The following is a 15,409-nucleotide window of genomic DNA, read 5'->3' as shown; positions in this document are numbered from 1 at the left end:
TAACACAGTATTAAATTCTTATTTGAAGCAAACCTCGGCCCAACGAGCTAAACCAGAGGTTACTGAACCGAAGTAGTTACCACTTACGATCGGTACATTTGGTACGGCTTGCTGCACTGCTTCACGAAGTATCGGCGAACGGGCTGAACCACCTGTCATGTAAATTACATCCGGCTTTTTCTGGCCTTGTTGAATGGCTTCTTTAACCAACTCAATCATCTTAGACTTTGGCGATTCAATAGCTTCAACCATCTGCCCAACGGAAATGTCCACTTCGATCAATTCAGAAGCCACATTAATCGCTGCTCGATATAGAGATGATTCTGCTAATGCAATCTTGGCTTCTTCAGCTCTGCGTACAATGCCGTAACCTAAAGTATCGTGATAAACCTTCATCAAACGGTCTAGCTTTTGAGGATCTGAAGCTTCTTTACGAAGCAACTTCAAGGCTGCTAGATTTTCGCGAGAATAGAAGTTCTTTTGAGCTTCGACATTATTGATCGCGATTGGATTCCAGAATTGAGTCAGTGGCATATCAATACCTGAAATGCCTTTGCTGCCCATACCGAAAGGTGACATCAGTTGTTTAAAGGCAAGGTAAATATCAAGATCATTCCCCCCTACCCTTTGTCCACTGTGTGCCAACAAGCTCTGGGTGCGGTCCGCTTTACCAGACCAGGTTGGTCCCATTTCTAATAATGAGCAATCGGTAGTACCACCGCCAATATCCACAACCAATACCGTTTGGTTTTCAGTCAGGGTACTTTCGTAATCAAGACCTGCTGCGACGGGTTCAAATTGAAAAGCGATATCAAGGAAGCCGGCACGCTTAGCAGCGCGTGAGAGTATATCTTCAGCTTGTCTGTTTGCTTCTTGACCACCTCGGCCATGAAAGTTAATTGGTCGGCCGATAACGGCTTGTTGGATCTGCTCTTGAGTCGATAGTTCGGCTTGGCGTTTAATATTGGCCATCATGGCGCACACCAAATCTTCGAAGAAACTCATCTGAACATCATGCAACCCACTTGCGCCAAGAAAAGACTTAGGAGACTTAACGTAATAAACGTCGCGAGGGTCTTCCAAATAAAGATCCAACGCTGCCTGACCAAATGCCATATCTTCTGGTACCAAATCGATACTCTCTTCTCGATTCAGCGCAATCGCACGTCGTAACACTTGCTCACCGATCGCATCACTCGGTTTGATATTCAAATGGCGAAAGAGATGCTCAGAAACGCTTTCACGAGTAGGAGCAAAAACGGTTGAGGGAATATAATGGTTGTTACCTTCTAGTGGTAACAGGCTTGGCTCTCCATTAACCATCGCTGCAACAGAACAGTTCGCTGTTCCATAATCAAATCCAATAAACATAGTATCCCCCACTCAACAAAAGGGGCGAGATGCTACATGAAAACTCTAAAAATTACGAGGTCATTTGTTGATTTTACTGGGTCATTTCTAGTTTTACAGGGCTCTGCAAAGGGAAACAAATATGCTACATTTCAGCACAAATGAATCACGGGTCAGATAAATGAAAACACCTTGCCGAGCGGCTTGTAAAAATAATGGTGGTATATGCAGTGGCTGCCATCGAACAATGGATGAAATTATAGGCTGGAAATACTTATCTGAAGACAAACGAGAATCGGTGATGAACAACCTGAGTGGCATTAATTCAACTCATCAATGTCCACAGTGCAGTGAGCCTGCACAATGCGATATCAGCGCGGGAAAAGAAACGTGTTGGTGCTTCGAGTTAGAGAAGCGTGATACCGGTAGCATTCCAAAAGCAGGTATTTGTATGTGTAGAAAATGCTTGTCTGAACTGCCTATTCAGTAGGTTACCTGTTCGGTAGTTTAGAACCTATTTAGCAGGTTACGTACCGGTTCAACATATACAAAAAAGCGAGAGGTTATTTTCTCGCTTCAAAATACTGAGATTTACTTGGTTAGTGTCTACTTCGTTTTTGCAACCAGCGAAGGCTGAGAAAACTGTATACCGCTCCAACCATGAACCATGAAGTTACGAATATTTTGATGGTCGGTGTTCTCTGGAAAACCTAATACATCGTTACGATAAAACTGGCCAAAGCAAGCAAGAGTTTGTTCCGCTGATAAGCCTTGCTCTAAACCAAAAGCAAAAATCTTACACGAACCATTATTCTGCCCGACTTCATTCACTACATCACCATTGCGAAATTCACTCTCCGTAAAAACATAGTGAGCTTCGATCACTTGCATTGTATCTTCAAATTGCACGCCTTCTGGGGTTTCAGCCAGAGTATTTAATAAGGTTTCCAGTTCCATTTACTATTTCTCCATCAAGTACATATCTGACAACAGTGTATCTTGTTTTTCTGTAAGAGTAAGCCGTTGTTTACTTGGAACAACGATTCACTTTTTTGGGTTTATCATGATAATTACTTCAATGAAACTAATGACATAGTCTTATCAGGACGTTATATTATTTTATCAGACGATTAACATTGTTCAGTAACGAATATGCATAAAGATAAAAACTTAGAACTGTTCAGATACCTTAAACCAGGTACAAAAACAGCAGGTGTATTGGAATTTGGCCCAGATGACTCGATCCCGATCAGTACACTTTATATCGGCCATAAAGAAGAACAGTATCTTATCCTTGAGCTTTCACAAAAAGCGACAGAAGCTCTGACGCTCAGAAAACTCATCAACGTGGATATTATTGTTCGTGCCATCACCGACACCGAACTTGGGCACATTGTCGCGTTTAAAACCAATGTACTGGCTCATATCACCTCACCTGCGCACCTTATTTTCCTTCGTCCGCCTTCAAGCTTTGCGACTAAGCCTATCCGTGAGCACGAAAGATATAAGGTACGACTCAGCTGTGAAGTTACCTTTGATACTTTGTCATTAGATGCCACTCTGGTCGATTTTTCTGTTTCGGGTTGCGGTGTCTATATTACGCAACAATCGGATATCGATGTCGGTTGGAAGATACAAGTAAACTCTGTTTTAAGTGAGCACTTAGATAACGAACAGGCCTACAACGTGGTAAGCAAAAAAAGACATGGCCAAGGTTGGCTACTAGGCATTCAGTTCCCTGAACACTTAGATATGAGTGACGAGTTAAAAACGCTGCTGTTGGAGCAAGCATTTGTTGCTGGCTTTGTATAAATACGAGTTCAGGTAAAGTTTATTCACAATACTTGTTCTGCAATACTTTCAAAGATTTAGATCAGTGGTTCGTTACATCCCAATATGAGTTTTTGAAATGGACAAATGCTTGATGTAGTGACTGTTCTTTAATGGGTTTCACAATCACATAATTCGCCCCAGCAGCCATAAAACTGTCTCTTGTCGACGCTTGAGCATCAGCTGTGCACGCATAAATCGGGGCTGTGATACCAATATCATCCCTGAGTTGCTGGGTGGTTTCAACACCACCAAGATTGGGAAGTTGGTTGTCCATCAAGATAAGGTCATAGTCTGTTGCCTTGGCCATTTCTATCGCATCTAAACCGTCTTTTGCCCATGTCACCACCATGCCATATTTCTTGCAGAAAGCCTGTGCAATAAAAGCATTGGTGTGATTGTCTTCCACCAGCAATACGTTCAAAGATCGACTAAACAGCGCCTCTGGTTCGATATCCGTCTGTAGCTTCAAGTCCTGCTGCGATTTAGAGTGCACTTCAACTGGAATCTCTATAATGAACTCCGAACCTTGGTTTATCTCGCTGCGGACTTGAATATCTCCTTCCAACATATCGACAAGATTTTTTACAATCGTTAAGCCTAGCCCTGTCCCACCATATTCACGAGTTGTGGTCTCCTCGGCTTGAACAAAGGGTTCAAATACAGCATCAATCTTACTTTCATCAATACCAATACCAGTATCTTTCACTCGAACGATCAAACTGGCGTGGTCTGAGTTAAAGATACTTTCGAGTTCAAAGCTAACGGAAATACCGCCTTGGTGAGTGAACTTTAGAGCATTGCTCACCAGATTAAACATGATTTGATTCAGGCGCACTTGGTCGGTGTTTATTTCAATGTCATCAGCCAAGTGATTGACAATAGTAAACGTGATCGATTTATCTCCGCAGAGTGGACGATAGATACTATCTAAGGTATTAACTAACTCCCCCAAACGGAAGTCTTTCTTTTGAATATTGAACTGCCCCTGCTCTATTTTTGAGAAGTCCAAGATATCGTTAAGTACCGCCAGTAAGTGTTCCGCACTATTACAAAGCACATCCACCTGTTCACGATTATCGTCACTGTGTATAGAGCGCTTCAGCAACTGAGAAACACCAAGAATACCGTTAAGCGGTGTACGAATCTCATGGCTCATCTTAGCTAGGAAATCAGCCCGCACATTCGCAAGGTGTTCAGCTTCTTCTCTTGCTCGATCGGCCTGTCTCTCTGCTTCTATCAGCTTAGTGATATCTTGCCCTTGAACCACAACTCCCGTAATACCATGTTCAACGCGAATTGCAGACATGTTCCAACGAAACACCTTCTCACCAATTGGCACATTAATGCCCGTCAGTTTAGAACCTTGAACCACCATCTGAATATTGGGCAGCATACGATGCTCAAACTCTTGAGCCACCGAACCGTAAGTGTCATCGGCGTCAAAAAGCGCCATACGAGCAGCGGGGTTCATTTGAATTAAGTCACCTTTTTCAGACCAAACCAAAATAGGTGAATGAGCAAAGTTAAAGAGATCTTGGAACTTTTGGTTCTGTTCAGACAAACGTTCAAACGTATCCTCAAGGGTGCAACCAATATGATGAAACTCGAAAATGCTGGAGCCATCGAACTTATTGTACTCTTCCCCGTCACTGGCTGAGCGAGTAAAGTCCATCAATTTATCAAGTTCAGCAGCCACTTTTCTTTGAATCCAAGCTCGCGCAAAGAAAGACATCAATATGATCACCACAATCACAACAATGATCGCACGCTCATAGTTCTCTTCTAATGCAATGAAATTAGTGTTCTTTTGGACAGCTCGAATGGTGAGAGGCGTTTCAACGGCATTGATCTTAATGGTTGCGATGGTGACGAAATGACGAGGTAGTTGCTCGTACATTTTGTAGTTGAGGATATTCGTTATTGTGTAACTTTCATCGCCACTGAATGTCGACGTAACCGGTGTACCGTGCGCTTCAATAACGATATTTTCGCAATTACTGCCCTTCTGAATAGACTCAGCCAGAGAGAAGTTGTTATCAAGTACGATCGCGATATAGAGCTGACCAAGAACTTCCCCTGTTTTGTTATCCACAATAGGAGTCCGACGAGCCAACAAATGACGTTTACCAATAGTTGTTATTACTTTAATGAAATGCCAGTTACTACTGAATGAAACCTCATCAGAGATATGTTTAAAGTTGGACTCATCCAAACCATAAAACTGGCCATTGCCATCTTCCCATGCCAAACCGTCATGAGTAGAAACAAACCGAAGATCCGGCGCATGATCCGGCTCTCTTTGATCAACACCGAAAAAAAAATAACTCAGAGCTTCTTCATTGCGGGTATCAAAATACTCTCTTAGAGTTTCGCTGTGTGAGCTACTGTCTTGATGAATTTGCAGCACAGACAAACGGTAATCAAACATATTTTGGATCAAGCTAGAGGTTTGCTGGACCGTTCGATTCGTCTCTTGCTTTACGATATTACTGCTAGTTTCATAATTATGAATAAGTACGCCAAGTGCCATCAAGCCTATCACTAAAATAATGATACGCGTAATGAGTTTAGCTAAGGTGTTCCTGGGTGTACTGGCGTAGCTTTTCTTCATTATTGACCTGAGTACCTAAATGCTCGCTGCTTAAGTTCTGAAATACGTTCTGGTGAATCTTGTTTGGTCACTACTTCAAATTCGCCAGAGTAAACGGTAGGAACTTTCAACCCGTCTAAATCCCATTTGATCGCTTCTGCCATCGCGATACCAGTATCGTCATTCATACGCATGACTGTCACATCTAAATCGCCTCTTGCAATGGCTTCAAGTTCAGCGGATCCGCCTCCCCAGCCATTAACTAAAATATCTCGCCCAGATTCACGAATGGCTTCTGCAGCGCCCAGAGCGACATCGGTTGCACATGCATAAATAAAGTCTAGATCCTTATCGTTCGCTATGCTGATTTTAGCCGCTTGGTAACCACTCTTTTTATCTGATTTCGTGTAAAACGAAGATTTAAGGGCAAAGTTTGTGTCAGTGTTCACATCATGGATAAAGGTATCTCCACGAGCATCACTGATGTAGCCTTGGGAGTAATATAAAACAGAATATTTGCTGTCTGGTTTGCTCACTTTTTTAAAGTAATCCGCTAATTTTAAACTACCTGTCGCATGATCAAAACCCACATACATGAACGGCTGTCTATCAGCCCAAGCACGTACTGGGGTTGTGATGTTCTGCAGAATCAGTTTGGTGTCAGTAGAGCTCAACACGTGCTCAATAAACTTGCGGTGTCGCGTGGTGTCTAATGTGAAAATCAAGTAATCCGTTTTGTTCTCAATCGCTTCTTGCAATGAGATACTCGTTTGAGATAAATCAGCATTGACCCGAGTAAATACCTGATTTATTTGGTAGCGAATTTTCAGCTTATCGAGACGTTTCTCAAAAGCTTGAATATTGCGAACCCAGTAGTCAGAGATCTGTTGACCCGGATACACCACCGAAATCGTGATCGGCTTGTCTTGAATTCTTCTCAATGGCACGGGGTGATTTTGCACAGCTTCGACCATTTTGTCGGTCAATGCTTTTTGCTCTGGAAAACTGGAAAGATAATCTTGGTATTCCCAGTACCCATTGAGGACATGAGTACCATGGGATAGAGCGGATGCAGAAAATACGGCAAGTCCAAACAACATCAGTAAACGTTTCATATTTTTCTCGTTTTATATGAGCTACTTTGGCTCATTTTTTAACCTAGCATGACACCATCTCTTTGTATGGCTCAAAGATATTATGTAGGACAACGATGATAAATGATAGCGCCTAGCACTAATTAGAACGACATTCTAAATGAGCGATCTGTTAATTTGGAATAGAGGTTAAGAATAACGAATTAGATGATGATATAAGGCCATCAAAATAAGAAAAAATTAACATATATAATCAATAACTTAGAATGAATCAATGTCAGATTTTACATTATTAAGATTTAATCAATAACAAACGTTTTAGCTATGAATTATGAGACTTCGATATATTGAATTTTGTCTTGTTGCCACTCAATAATTAGTTTGAGTGATACCAGTTTTTCTTTGCGAGACTTTGGTAATTGTTTGATCGCGTATTCGATTTTCAACGCCTCACTTTTGGACCCAACACCAAAACTCCAAACTAGCTTAAGCGGGCCTTTACCTTTTAAGGCTTTGGCGCCTTTACCCGTTTGATGTTGTTCAAATCGACGATCCAAATTATTGGTGATACCGCAATAAAGTGCGTTGTTTTTATTGCGGATTAGATATACGACCCAATCCGCGTTTTTATTAGAAGACGTCATCTAAAGTAGTGATTCAACCAATTCTTTTAGCTCTGCGACTTCAGCTCGCAAGCTTGCAACCTCTGACTCAAGCTCTTCCAATTTTTCGCTTGTCGCAGAGGGTGCAGCCGCACTTACCGATAACGTCGCAAACGCTTCAACATCCACTTCACCACTCAATAAGTGTTGATAGCGTGATTCACGTTTACCCGCTTCACGTGGTAACTTTACGACTAAAGCGCCCGCTTCTCTTACGGCTAATTTATCGAGTGTCGATTCAACCTCTTTCACATCACTAAAATTAGCAAGACGACCGGTACGAGTGCGCAGTTCGCCAGGCGTTTGCGCACCACGAAGCAGCATACAGCAGATGATTGCACGTTCTTGTTCTGTAAATTGCAAATCACCAAATTCAGTATTGCAGAAACGATGCTGATACTTATTAACACGGCTATTGAAGCTGCTCTCATCACTCACCATACGACGAGCTATCAAACCATCAACCGCATCTAAAACGTCCGACTCAGACAAAGAGAGAACTGGTTCACGGTTACTCTTTTGGTTACATGCAGTCGTTAAGCTGTTTAACGTCAACGGATAATGATCAGGAGTAGTGACTTCTTTCTCGATCAAGCAACCGATAATTCTCGCTTCAATTGGGGAAAGTACTGTGTTCATCGTTTTTCCTTTTTATTATTTTGATAATTCCATCTCAACATTTAACAATGCAGCCAGTAATGGCTAATGCTCAGACAAAATCGGTACTCGTTTCTTTCTGCCCTGTTCATCAATCATTATGATCTTAGAACGGTTTAGCTCTATTTCCACGACTTCCAAATAAGTACGTTCTTGTACATACGCATCACGAAGCTTGTTTTGCTCTGCCGAAGGTTCAGTGACATCGTCGCCCAAATCTTCTGTTTCCAATTGTTGTTGATTCATTTCACATTTCGTATCAATGCCGTGTCTATACTGGATACTAACTTGAACAGTGAGATAAAAACAATCGCACTTGAGCGAGAGTGCCGAATAATTATACAACCTTACTTTTGCTTTGATCTAAAGACTGTTACAACAGTAACTGATGTGCTTTAATCAGAACCAGACAACGTATTTGACGATTAGGAAAAGGAATCTATGAGCAGCGTATTTGAAATTGTTAACCAAGCACGACGTAAGAACAAACTTAAGCGTGAACTTTTAGACAACGAAAAGAAAGTTCGCGACAACCGCAAGCGTGTTGACCTTCTTGATAACCTACTTGATTACATCAAGCCAGAGATGACTCACGACGAGATCCTAGGCATTATCAAAAACATGAAAGCTGACTACGAAGACCGCGTTGATGATCACATCATCAAGAGTGCAGAGATCTCTAAAGCTCGTCGCGACATCAGCCGCCGCATTCGTGAACTAACAGAAGAAGACAAGCAAACTCAAGGTAAGAAGTAATCTAACCTAGCGAATTTACTTGCAACAATGTTAGTAGCCCACTCTTTGAAGTGGGTTTTTTTGTACCTAAACTCCAGTGTCTATACTTAAGCATCTAAACCTAAGTATCTAGACCTAAGCATTTAAACCTAATCGTCTAGACTTAAGCGTACCTAAGCAAAATGAATGAAACTCAACAGCAGTATCAAGCTAAATAACGAGTGTACACTAGCGATGGAGAGACTTTATGTACGGAAGCATTCTGATTACCTTGGCGTTATCAACGACACAACCTTACCCTGAAAAATTTGAGAAACTTTATACCGAAGAAACCGAAATCACTTATGACGATCTCGTGGTCGATGTTCATGGCTACAAGGTTCCGACCCGATCAGCATTTCGAGGTTGGATGCTCCTTAACCACGCCCAAGATCAAGTCAAAGCAATAGGTCAACAACTCAACGATAACGGCATCACACAGAGCATGCCTCTACATTTAGTCTTGTTGCAAGGCACGGATTGGGCAATGAGTAATACGACTCTGTTTACCCTTCCCAATAAGAAACATGTGCCAAGCATGGTCAATACCCTAAGGTACATACAACAATATATTGAGCCTGAAATTGGCGTCGTTATCCCTGTGTCAGGAGAGCGAACCAATATCTATAATCAACAAGCTGGCGGCGCACTGCGAAGTAAACACTTGGAATTCTGCGCCTTAGACTTAGTTCCTGCGAATGATATTACTCGCAAAGATCTACACGTAAAACTTAAAAAGATTCATGCAGAATTTGGGCAAAAAAACAACGTTGGGTTGGGTTTGTATTCTGGTGTTCGATTCCATATCGATACTTGTGGGTTTAGACAGTGGTAAAAACACAATAAAGTCATAAAGACACACAATTAGGCCGAGTCATTATGACCAACAAGGTCATCAGTTTAATTTTAAGCTTATGATTTTATGAGAAAATGTAAGTGGAACGCTAATTGCTATTGATAACAAGTATCATAATTATTAATAGCAATTAGGAATTCAATATGAAGACGATGACTCAACGCTTCCAAACTCTACTTTCTGTATCAAATTTCACTCTAGCGATCACCGCCTTGCTTATGCTACTCAGTATTATTGTTGCTTATCCGATGGCCGATCACTTTTCACTTCCAATTCAAATTGTCGCACACATCAGCACGATCTTAGTGGCTGCATTACTAAAGATTAGTTATGTCGGTCGCTGCCTTGCGCAATACAACCTTGGGTTAGAAGTTCGCTAAATCGCACAGTGCTAGCCTTGATAATGAGCCAGTTAGACAATATCAAGGCTACTGAAAAGGTCATACAATTGGTGGGATTTATAAGGTTTCGGCAGATAGGCATTCATGCCCGCTTCAAAGCAATCTTTGATGTCTTCTTCCAGCACACTGGCAGTTAAAGCAATGATAGGTAATGGCGCAGCTTGTTGGTCAATCTCCCACTGTCGAATCGCACGAGTCGCCGTTATACCATCCATAACAGGCATCATGCAGTCCATTAAGATGGCATCAAACTGAGCGCCTTGAGTGATCACATCCACCGCTTCTTGGCCATTACTGGCAATCAAATATTCGTAACCCGCTTGCTCAAGGAAGAAGCTCGCAATTTTCTGATTCATCAGGTTGTCTTCAACAATCAGAATACGTCGATTCAGAGAGCGAACCTCTTCATCTTTTGCTTCCACCGCCGGCGCTTGTTCTTCACCGACATCAAGCGATTGTAAGCTATTTAAGAAACGTCGACCCAAGAATGGCAATGTATGAGTTGAGTGAACCGTTTCTGTGATTAGATTGGTTTTAAAGAGATGATGCTGACACACGATGACGCGAGCCAAAGGGTATAACGCCTTCAGCGTCGCAAGATCTTTATCCATGGAGTGATGCAGCGTATGACAATAAAGTATGAAGTCACTTTCTTTCAGGCTTTCGTCAAGATCCGAAATGGATGACACAACATTGGCTCGAACATTCAAACGCTCACACTCTTTAACCAGCTGATCGAGGTAATTAAAAGAGTTCGAGATGATGGTCGCTCGGCTCAGATTATCGAAAGTTTGAACAGGCGCTTCTACAACATCGACATACAAACAAAAAGTGAATGTAGATCCCTCTCCTTTCACCGAGCGCGCGGTAATGTATCCGCCCATCAAGTCCACAAGCTGGCGACAGATCGCAAGCCCTAAACCAGTACCGCCAAATTGACGAGTGATACTGCCGTCTTCTTGAGTGAAAGGTTCAAATATGGACTCTAGCTTCTCTGGCTCAATCCCAATCCCGGTATCAGACACACTGCATTCCAGCTTGCCTCTACCCAAAGACATAGGTGTGTATGCAATGTCCGTCGTAATAGTGCCCTTTGACGTGAACTTGATGGAGTTAGACAACAAATTAGTTAGCACTTGTCTCACGCGGTACTCATCGAAGAACAGCTGCGGTGGGGTTTGGGAGTCAATATTAATGTCGAGTTCGATATCTTTACTTATTGCTTTGGATAAAATCACACTCACAGAGTCATACACAGCTTCTCGTAGATCGGCATTGTGTGGCGATAACATTAAGTTGCCCGACTCGATTTTGGACAGGTCAAGAATGTCATTGAGCAGAACCAGCAGCGAGTGAGAAGACGATTCTATATCTCCTAACACTTCTTGCTGATTCGCGCTCAATTGGCTTTGAGATAAGATCTCTGCCATGCCGATAATCCCGTTGAGTGGCGTGCGAATCTCATGGGACATATTCGCTAAAAATGCACTTTTGGCCTTATTGGCTGAAACCGCATCTTCTTTTGCGGTTATCAGTTCTTTGTTGTGATGATAATTACGTTCCATTACTCGGTTTAGAGTTTGAGTGAATTCAGCAAGCTCATCGTTCCCTGAAATTTGGATAGCTGTAGGCTTTCCATCACTGTCAGCACAATCAGATACCCCTTTGAGTATCAATGATAAGTTTTTATTTAAGCGAAGAGACGTCGCAACACCAAGCCATAACAACACACCTGAAACGACAAGAATAAGCAATGTCATAACCAAGGTTTGCCTTTTTTGCAGCGCTATATTTTTGGTCAAATCAAACTGCAACTGCTTAGTGTAAGCACTCACTGCCTTGGAGATCGCTAACTTCTTTCGCTCTAAACCTTCCACATGTTCATATATTTCAGGCGACGAGAAGTCACCTTTGAGGATTCTAGCTGTAAAACGGTTTTGAAATTCATCGTTAGAAAAAGTACTTAACAGCTTTCTAATTTGAGGCGAGCGGCTTCCTGATCGGAAAAACGTATCTAATAACTGTTGCTGCCGTTCTAAAGCACCAACATAACTCAATAAATATTGATCTATCAGCTCTGGAGAACGATACAAACGGTAACTCAACCAAGCTTCTCGCTGAGTCCAGAACACGTAGTGAGTAAGATTGATAAACATCGCGTCAGCTTGACTGATCTTTTCATCCACGATGTTAATGCGATATTCAGATAGCTCCATTAACACGTTTTTTAACAAGGCGAAGGCATGCTCTGTCAACTGCGTGTTGTTGCCAGTAACCTGTAATGTATCGCTGTTGATACTAGAGGTTACGCTAGCGAGTTCCGCTAACACACTCTTAAGCTCAATCAACTGTGGTTCAACAGTCCAATTGCTGTCGAACCGTTGAAGCTGTTTCTCGTACTGAGCGAGTCTAGCCAAATCAGTTTGCAACTTTAAAAGCAGCAGATCTTTCTCTGAAGAATCATCAGACAGAACCAACCATCGATAAGCATTACTTGAAACTGTATTAAAAGATTGAAGCGCTTCAATCTTAATACGTGTTGTTTCAAGGTGATTCATCTTCGTATCATTCTTGAGCACTTCATTGACTGTAAAACCAAACATGATGAATACAGAAACCGTGGAAAGAAATATAAGACGCCATCTAATTGACATATTTATCATTTTTATAACGACTCCCTTCCCGAAAGTAATTTTACCTAGCCCAAGTTAAGAATAGGACATTAACAGGACTTATTGATCAAATTGGATATGAACAAACGATACTCTGAGCCCATAACGGAAAATTATGATCAATCAGCCTTAATACTTAGGCTTTAAAGGAGAGCTGCTATTCAAACAGATGCACTTAAACATATATGCTGCAAACAAGTGTGCTTTAAACAAGCGAGATCTAAACACAAGATATTTAAACAGGAGGATGTATAGGTGAGAGAGTTGTATGCAAACGAGGTACGAACAAGTGAAGTTTAACAAAGCAAGTTTTATCCAGTTATTATCACTCGTATATTAAGCAAACGACTACGTATCTCGGCGCCACAAGGCTGTGAGTAATAACTCTATAAACCAACAAACACCAAAGTTAAGTGAAATTTGTGAGATCTAATCGTTTGCGTCATGCACTTTTCGCACTCGAATTCGTCTTATTCAAAGGTCGAACAAGAAAAGGCGTTGATTACCTTACTTATCGTTTACTGTTTACGTGTAACTTGGGTCAATGATCACATCTTTAATGATCACTATAACTTTCATTACATATTATATTTTGATTTGAGTATTTTTTGGCGAAAAATAAGTGCTACAGATTGTTAAAGTCAATAGTCTTTATCGACACTTTAAGCTTGATTTATAGCTAATATAAAGCCAATTCACAGATATTTTATCTGCATTTATTTTTCCTAGCAGAATAACCCGTCGTACCTTACAATCCTGCCACATAAAAATTACAAGTTACACACAAGGCATATCAAGCACATTTAAGTGGCAATATAGACCGCAGCCTGATGCCTCAAATCCCCTATGTTGATTGGCTTCCCTACAACCGCCATGAATGCAGAAACTTAACGTGAAAGGTCCCGAGTAAAGATGAGTCCCGAAAAGCACCTCCTAGACTGGCAAACTAGTCAAACCATTGCTGAATCCATCGCTCCAACTTTAGGTCAGTTATACCGTCAAAAAGGCGTAGAAGTTATCCTCTTCGGTAAGACCCTAGTTAACGCGACAACTATCGACATCATCAAAGCTCACCGTATCGCAAAACGTTACACTGGTTCCCCGCTGACCGCAGAACAGACTCAACCAATCATTCAACACCTTCTCTCTATGGACTTGTCTCCATGTCGTATCGATGTTGGTCGCCTTGCGCATTCATTCTGGCAAGATCGCGAAGACACACACGGGTTGGATGATTTCCTACAAACTGCACTCATTGAATCGCTTCAAGGCGATGCGATGACAGAACCTCGCGATGTTGTCTTGTATGGTTTTGGTCGTATTGGCCGACTGCTGACTCGTCTATTAATCGAGAAAAGTGGCCCAGGCTACCCACTACGTTTACGTGCAATTGTAGTACGTGGCGGTAAAGACGGTGATTTAGAAAAGCGTGCAAGCTTACTGCGACGTGACTCAGTTCATGGCCAGTTCAACGGCAGCATCGTTGTAGACCAAGAGCGTAAAGCAATCATCGTAAACGGTAACTTCATTCAAGTTATCTACGCAAACAAACCTGAAGAAGTGGACTACACGACTTACGGTATTGAAAACGCTCTTGTGGTTGATAACACGGGTGTATGGCGTGACGCTGAAGGCCTAAGCCAACACGTTGCGTGTAACGGTGCGAAGAAAGTACTACTGACTGCGCCTGGCAAAGGCGACATCAAGAACGTTGTATTTGGTGTGAATGAAAATGTGATTCAACCAGAAGACACGATCATTTCAGCAGCAAGCTGTACAACAAACGCGATTACGCCAGTATTAAAAGCGGTTCACGACAAGTTTGGTGTCCTATCGGGTCACATCGAAACGGTTCACTCATTTACCAATGATCAAAACCTGATCGATAACTTCCACTCAGGTGATCGTCGTGGCCGTGCTGCGTCATTGAACATGGTACTAACATCGACTGGTGCTGCTAAAGCGGTATCAAAAGCGATGCCGGAAATGGAAGGTAAGCTAACAGGTAATGCGATTCGCGTACCTACGCCAAACGTATCAATGGCAGTAGCAAACCTAAACCTTGAGAAAGGCACAACCAAAGAAGAGTTGAACGAATATCTGCGTGAAATGGCGCTATCTTCGACTTTATCTGCGCAAATTGATTACACCGATTCAACTGAGATTGTATCTACGGACTTAGTGGGTTCTCGTCACCCAGGTGTGGTTGACGGTGTTGCAACTATCGCGCAAGACAACCGCGCTGTTCTCTATATTTGGTATGACAATGAATTTGGCTACAGCTGCCAGGTTGTTCACTGTATGGAACAGATGATGGGTGTTCGTTACAAGACTTACCCTGAAGTATAAATTGCTTAGACCCAGTAAATTGCTTAGATTCTATAAACAGTTTTAGGTAACCAGCTCCACAACATAATAATTATATCTGCGAAGTCTGTAATGGACTTTGCAATCCTTCTTGTTTTACTCCCCCGTATAAACAGGAAGGTTGCCACTTAGATCTGCTCTCTCTATCGGATC

At 42.0% G+C, this 15,409-nt stretch carries 14 protein-coding genes; 6 read left to right on the top strand and 8 right to left on the bottom strand.

Going from position 1 to position 15,409, the window contains the following annotated elements:
* Window positions 1-18 precede the first annotated feature (18 nt).
* Window positions 19-1,371 carry a molecular chaperone gene (gene yegD, locus BCU75_RS07700; protein WP_102473430.1) on the bottom strand — a complete coding sequence of 451 codons (1,353 nt, stop codon included), beginning with the start codon at window positions 1,369-1,371 and terminating at the stop codon, window positions 19-21.
* A 160-nt stretch (window positions 1,372-1,531) separates the two neighbouring features.
* Between yegD and BCU75_RS07695 the strand changes: the two genes are divergently transcribed.
* Window positions 1,532-1,840 (top strand): DUF1289 domain-containing protein, encoded by a 309-nt coding sequence (locus tag BCU75_RS07695; protein WP_102473429.1) that lies wholly within the window; start codon window positions 1,532-1,534, stop codon window positions 1,838-1,840.
* Between the two features lie 116 nt (window positions 1,841-1,956).
* Here BCU75_RS07695 and BCU75_RS07690 read toward each other — a convergent pair whose 3' ends face one another.
* Window positions 1,957-2,307 carry a HopJ type III effector protein gene (locus BCU75_RS07690; protein WP_102473428.1) on the bottom strand — a complete coding sequence of 117 codons (351 nt, stop codon included), beginning with the start codon at window positions 2,305-2,307 and terminating at the stop codon, window positions 1,957-1,959.
* A 195-nt stretch (window positions 2,308-2,502) separates the two neighbouring features.
* Between BCU75_RS07690 and BCU75_RS07685 the strand changes: the two genes are divergently transcribed.
* Window positions 2,503-3,162, top strand: a complete 660-nt coding sequence (locus tag BCU75_RS07685) for a PilZ domain-containing protein (protein WP_076678369.1) — start codon at window positions 2,503-2,505, stop codon at window positions 3,160-3,162.
* A 61-nt stretch (window positions 3,163-3,223) separates the two neighbouring features.
* On the opposite strand, the gene luxQ is transcribed toward BCU75_RS07685, so the two are convergent.
* The 5 genes from luxQ to BCU75_RS07660 form a co-directional block, all read right to left on the bottom strand.
* Window positions 3,224-5,794, bottom strand: a complete 2,571-nt coding sequence (luxQ, locus tag BCU75_RS07680) for a quorum-sensing autoinducer 2 sensor kinase/phosphatase LuxQ (RefSeq protein WP_102473427.1) — start codon at window positions 5,792-5,794, stop codon at window positions 3,224-3,226.
* Window positions 5,794-6,888: an autoinducer 2-binding periplasmic protein LuxP gene (locus BCU75_RS07675; protein ID WP_102473426.1), complete on the bottom strand. Its 1,095-nt coding sequence runs from the start codon at window positions 6,886-6,888 to the stop codon at window positions 5,794-5,796. Before BCU75_RS07675 ends, luxQ begins: the two co-directional genes overlap by 1 nt.
* 308 nt (window positions 6,889-7,196) lie before the next feature.
* The gene (locus tag BCU75_RS07670) at window positions 7,197-7,511 is read right to left on the bottom strand and encodes a GIY-YIG nuclease family protein (protein ID WP_076676484.1); all 315 of its coding nucleotides are present in this window, start codon (window positions 7,509-7,511) and stop codon (window positions 7,197-7,199) included.
* Window positions 7,512-8,168, bottom strand: coding sequence for a YceH family protein (locus BCU75_RS07665; RefSeq protein ID WP_076676482.1), 657 nt, complete (start codon window positions 8,166-8,168; stop codon window positions 7,512-7,514). It lies immediately after the preceding gene.
* Window positions 8,169-8,231: 63 nt separating this feature from the next.
* Window positions 8,232-8,432, bottom strand: a complete 201-nt coding sequence (locus BCU75_RS07660) for a hypothetical protein (RefSeq protein ID WP_004730052.1) — start codon at window positions 8,430-8,432, stop codon at window positions 8,232-8,234.
* Between the two features lie 195 nt (window positions 8,433-8,627).
* Here BCU75_RS07660 and BCU75_RS07655 point away from each other — a divergent pair, with 195 nt between their 5' ends.
* From BCU75_RS07655 to BCU75_RS07645, 3 genes are all read left to right on the top strand, one after another.
* A complete protein-coding gene (locus BCU75_RS07655) occupies window positions 8,628-8,942 on the top strand; it encodes a DUF496 family protein (RefSeq protein WP_004730049.1) in 315 nt (104 codons plus the stop codon).
* A gap of 226 nt (window positions 8,943-9,168) precedes the next feature.
* Complete coding sequence (locus tag BCU75_RS07650; RefSeq protein WP_102473425.1) at window positions 9,169-9,795, top strand: D-Ala-D-Ala carboxypeptidase family metallohydrolase; 627 nt, start codon at window positions 9,169-9,171, stop codon at window positions 9,793-9,795.
* A 164-nt stretch (window positions 9,796-9,959) separates the two neighbouring features.
* Window positions 9,960-10,196, top strand: coding sequence for a hypothetical protein (locus BCU75_RS07645; protein ID WP_076676474.1), 237 nt, complete (start codon window positions 9,960-9,962; stop codon window positions 10,194-10,196).
* 32 nt (window positions 10,197-10,228) lie between these two features.
* On the opposite strand, the gene BCU75_RS07640 is transcribed toward BCU75_RS07645, so the two are convergent.
* On the bottom strand, window positions 10,229-12,820 hold the full coding sequence (locus tag BCU75_RS07640) for an ATP-binding protein (RefSeq protein WP_102473424.1): 2,592 nt from the start codon (window positions 12,818-12,820) through the stop codon (window positions 10,229-10,231).
* A 981-nt stretch (window positions 12,821-13,801) separates the two neighbouring features.
* On the opposite strand from BCU75_RS07640, the gene BCU75_RS07635 reads away from it, so the two are divergent.
* Window positions 13,802-15,238: a glyceraldehyde-3-phosphate dehydrogenase gene (locus BCU75_RS07635; protein ID WP_076676469.1), complete on the top strand. Its 1,437-nt coding sequence runs from the start codon at window positions 13,802-13,804 to the stop codon at window positions 15,236-15,238.
* The last annotated feature ends 171 nt before the right edge of the window (window positions 15,239-15,409 follow it).

It is taken from the genome of Vibrio splendidus (genome assembly GCF_002873455.1).
In the GTDB taxonomy this organism is placed as follows: domain Bacteria; phylum Pseudomonadota; class Gammaproteobacteria; order Enterobacterales; family Vibrionaceae; genus Vibrio; species Vibrio splendidus_J.
This window is presented reverse-complemented; position numbering and strand designations above follow the sequence as displayed.

Excerpts from the sequence above, each read along its gene's own strand:
- luxQ (WP_102473427.1), bottom strand. The coding sequence starts at position 5,794 with ATGAAGAAAAGCTACGCCAGTACACCCAGGAACACCTTAGCTAAACTC.
- BCU75_RS07635 (WP_076676469.1), top strand. The coding sequence starts at position 13,802 with ATGAGTCCCGAAAAGCACCTCCTAGACTGGCAAACTAGTCAAACCATT.
- BCU75_RS07660 (WP_004730052.1), bottom strand. The coding sequence starts at position 8,432 with ATGAATCAACAACAATTGGAAACAGAAGATTTGGGCGACGATGTCACT.
- BCU75_RS07685 (WP_076678369.1), top strand. The coding sequence starts at position 2,503 with ATGCATAAAGATAAAAACTTAGAACTGTTCAGATACCTTAAACCAGGT.
- BCU75_RS07690 (WP_102473428.1), bottom strand. The coding sequence starts at position 2,307 with ATGGAACTGGAAACCTTATTAAATACTCTGGCTGAAACCCCAGAAGGC.
- BCU75_RS07640 (WP_102473424.1), bottom strand. The coding sequence starts at position 12,820 with ATGTTTGGTTTTACAGTCAATGAAGTGCTCAAGAATGATACGAAGATG.
- BCU75_RS07650 (WP_102473425.1), top strand. The coding sequence starts at position 9,169 with ATGTACGGAAGCATTCTGATTACCTTGGCGTTATCAACGACACAACCT.
- BCU75_RS07670 (WP_076676484.1), bottom strand. The coding sequence starts at position 7,511 with ATGACGTCTTCTAATAAAAACGCGGATTGGGTCGTATATCTAATCCGC.
- yegD (WP_102473430.1), bottom strand. The coding sequence starts at position 1,371 with ATGTTTATTGGATTTGATTATGGAACAGCGAACTGTTCTGTTGCAGCG.
- BCU75_RS07665 (WP_076676482.1), bottom strand. The coding sequence starts at position 8,168 with ATGAACACAGTACTTTCCCCAATTGAAGCGAGAATTATCGGTTGCTTG.
- BCU75_RS07655 (WP_004730049.1), top strand. The coding sequence starts at position 8,628 with ATGAGCAGCGTATTTGAAATTGTTAACCAAGCACGACGTAAGAACAAA.
- BCU75_RS07675 (WP_102473426.1), bottom strand. The coding sequence starts at position 6,888 with ATGAAACGTTTACTGATGTTGTTTGGACTTGCCGTATTTTCTGCATCC.
- BCU75_RS07695 (WP_102473429.1), top strand. The coding sequence starts at position 1,532 with ATGAAAACACCTTGCCGAGCGGCTTGTAAAAATAATGGTGGTATATGC.
- BCU75_RS07645 (WP_076676474.1), top strand. The coding sequence starts at position 9,960 with ATGAAGACGATGACTCAACGCTTCCAAACTCTACTTTCTGTATCAAAT.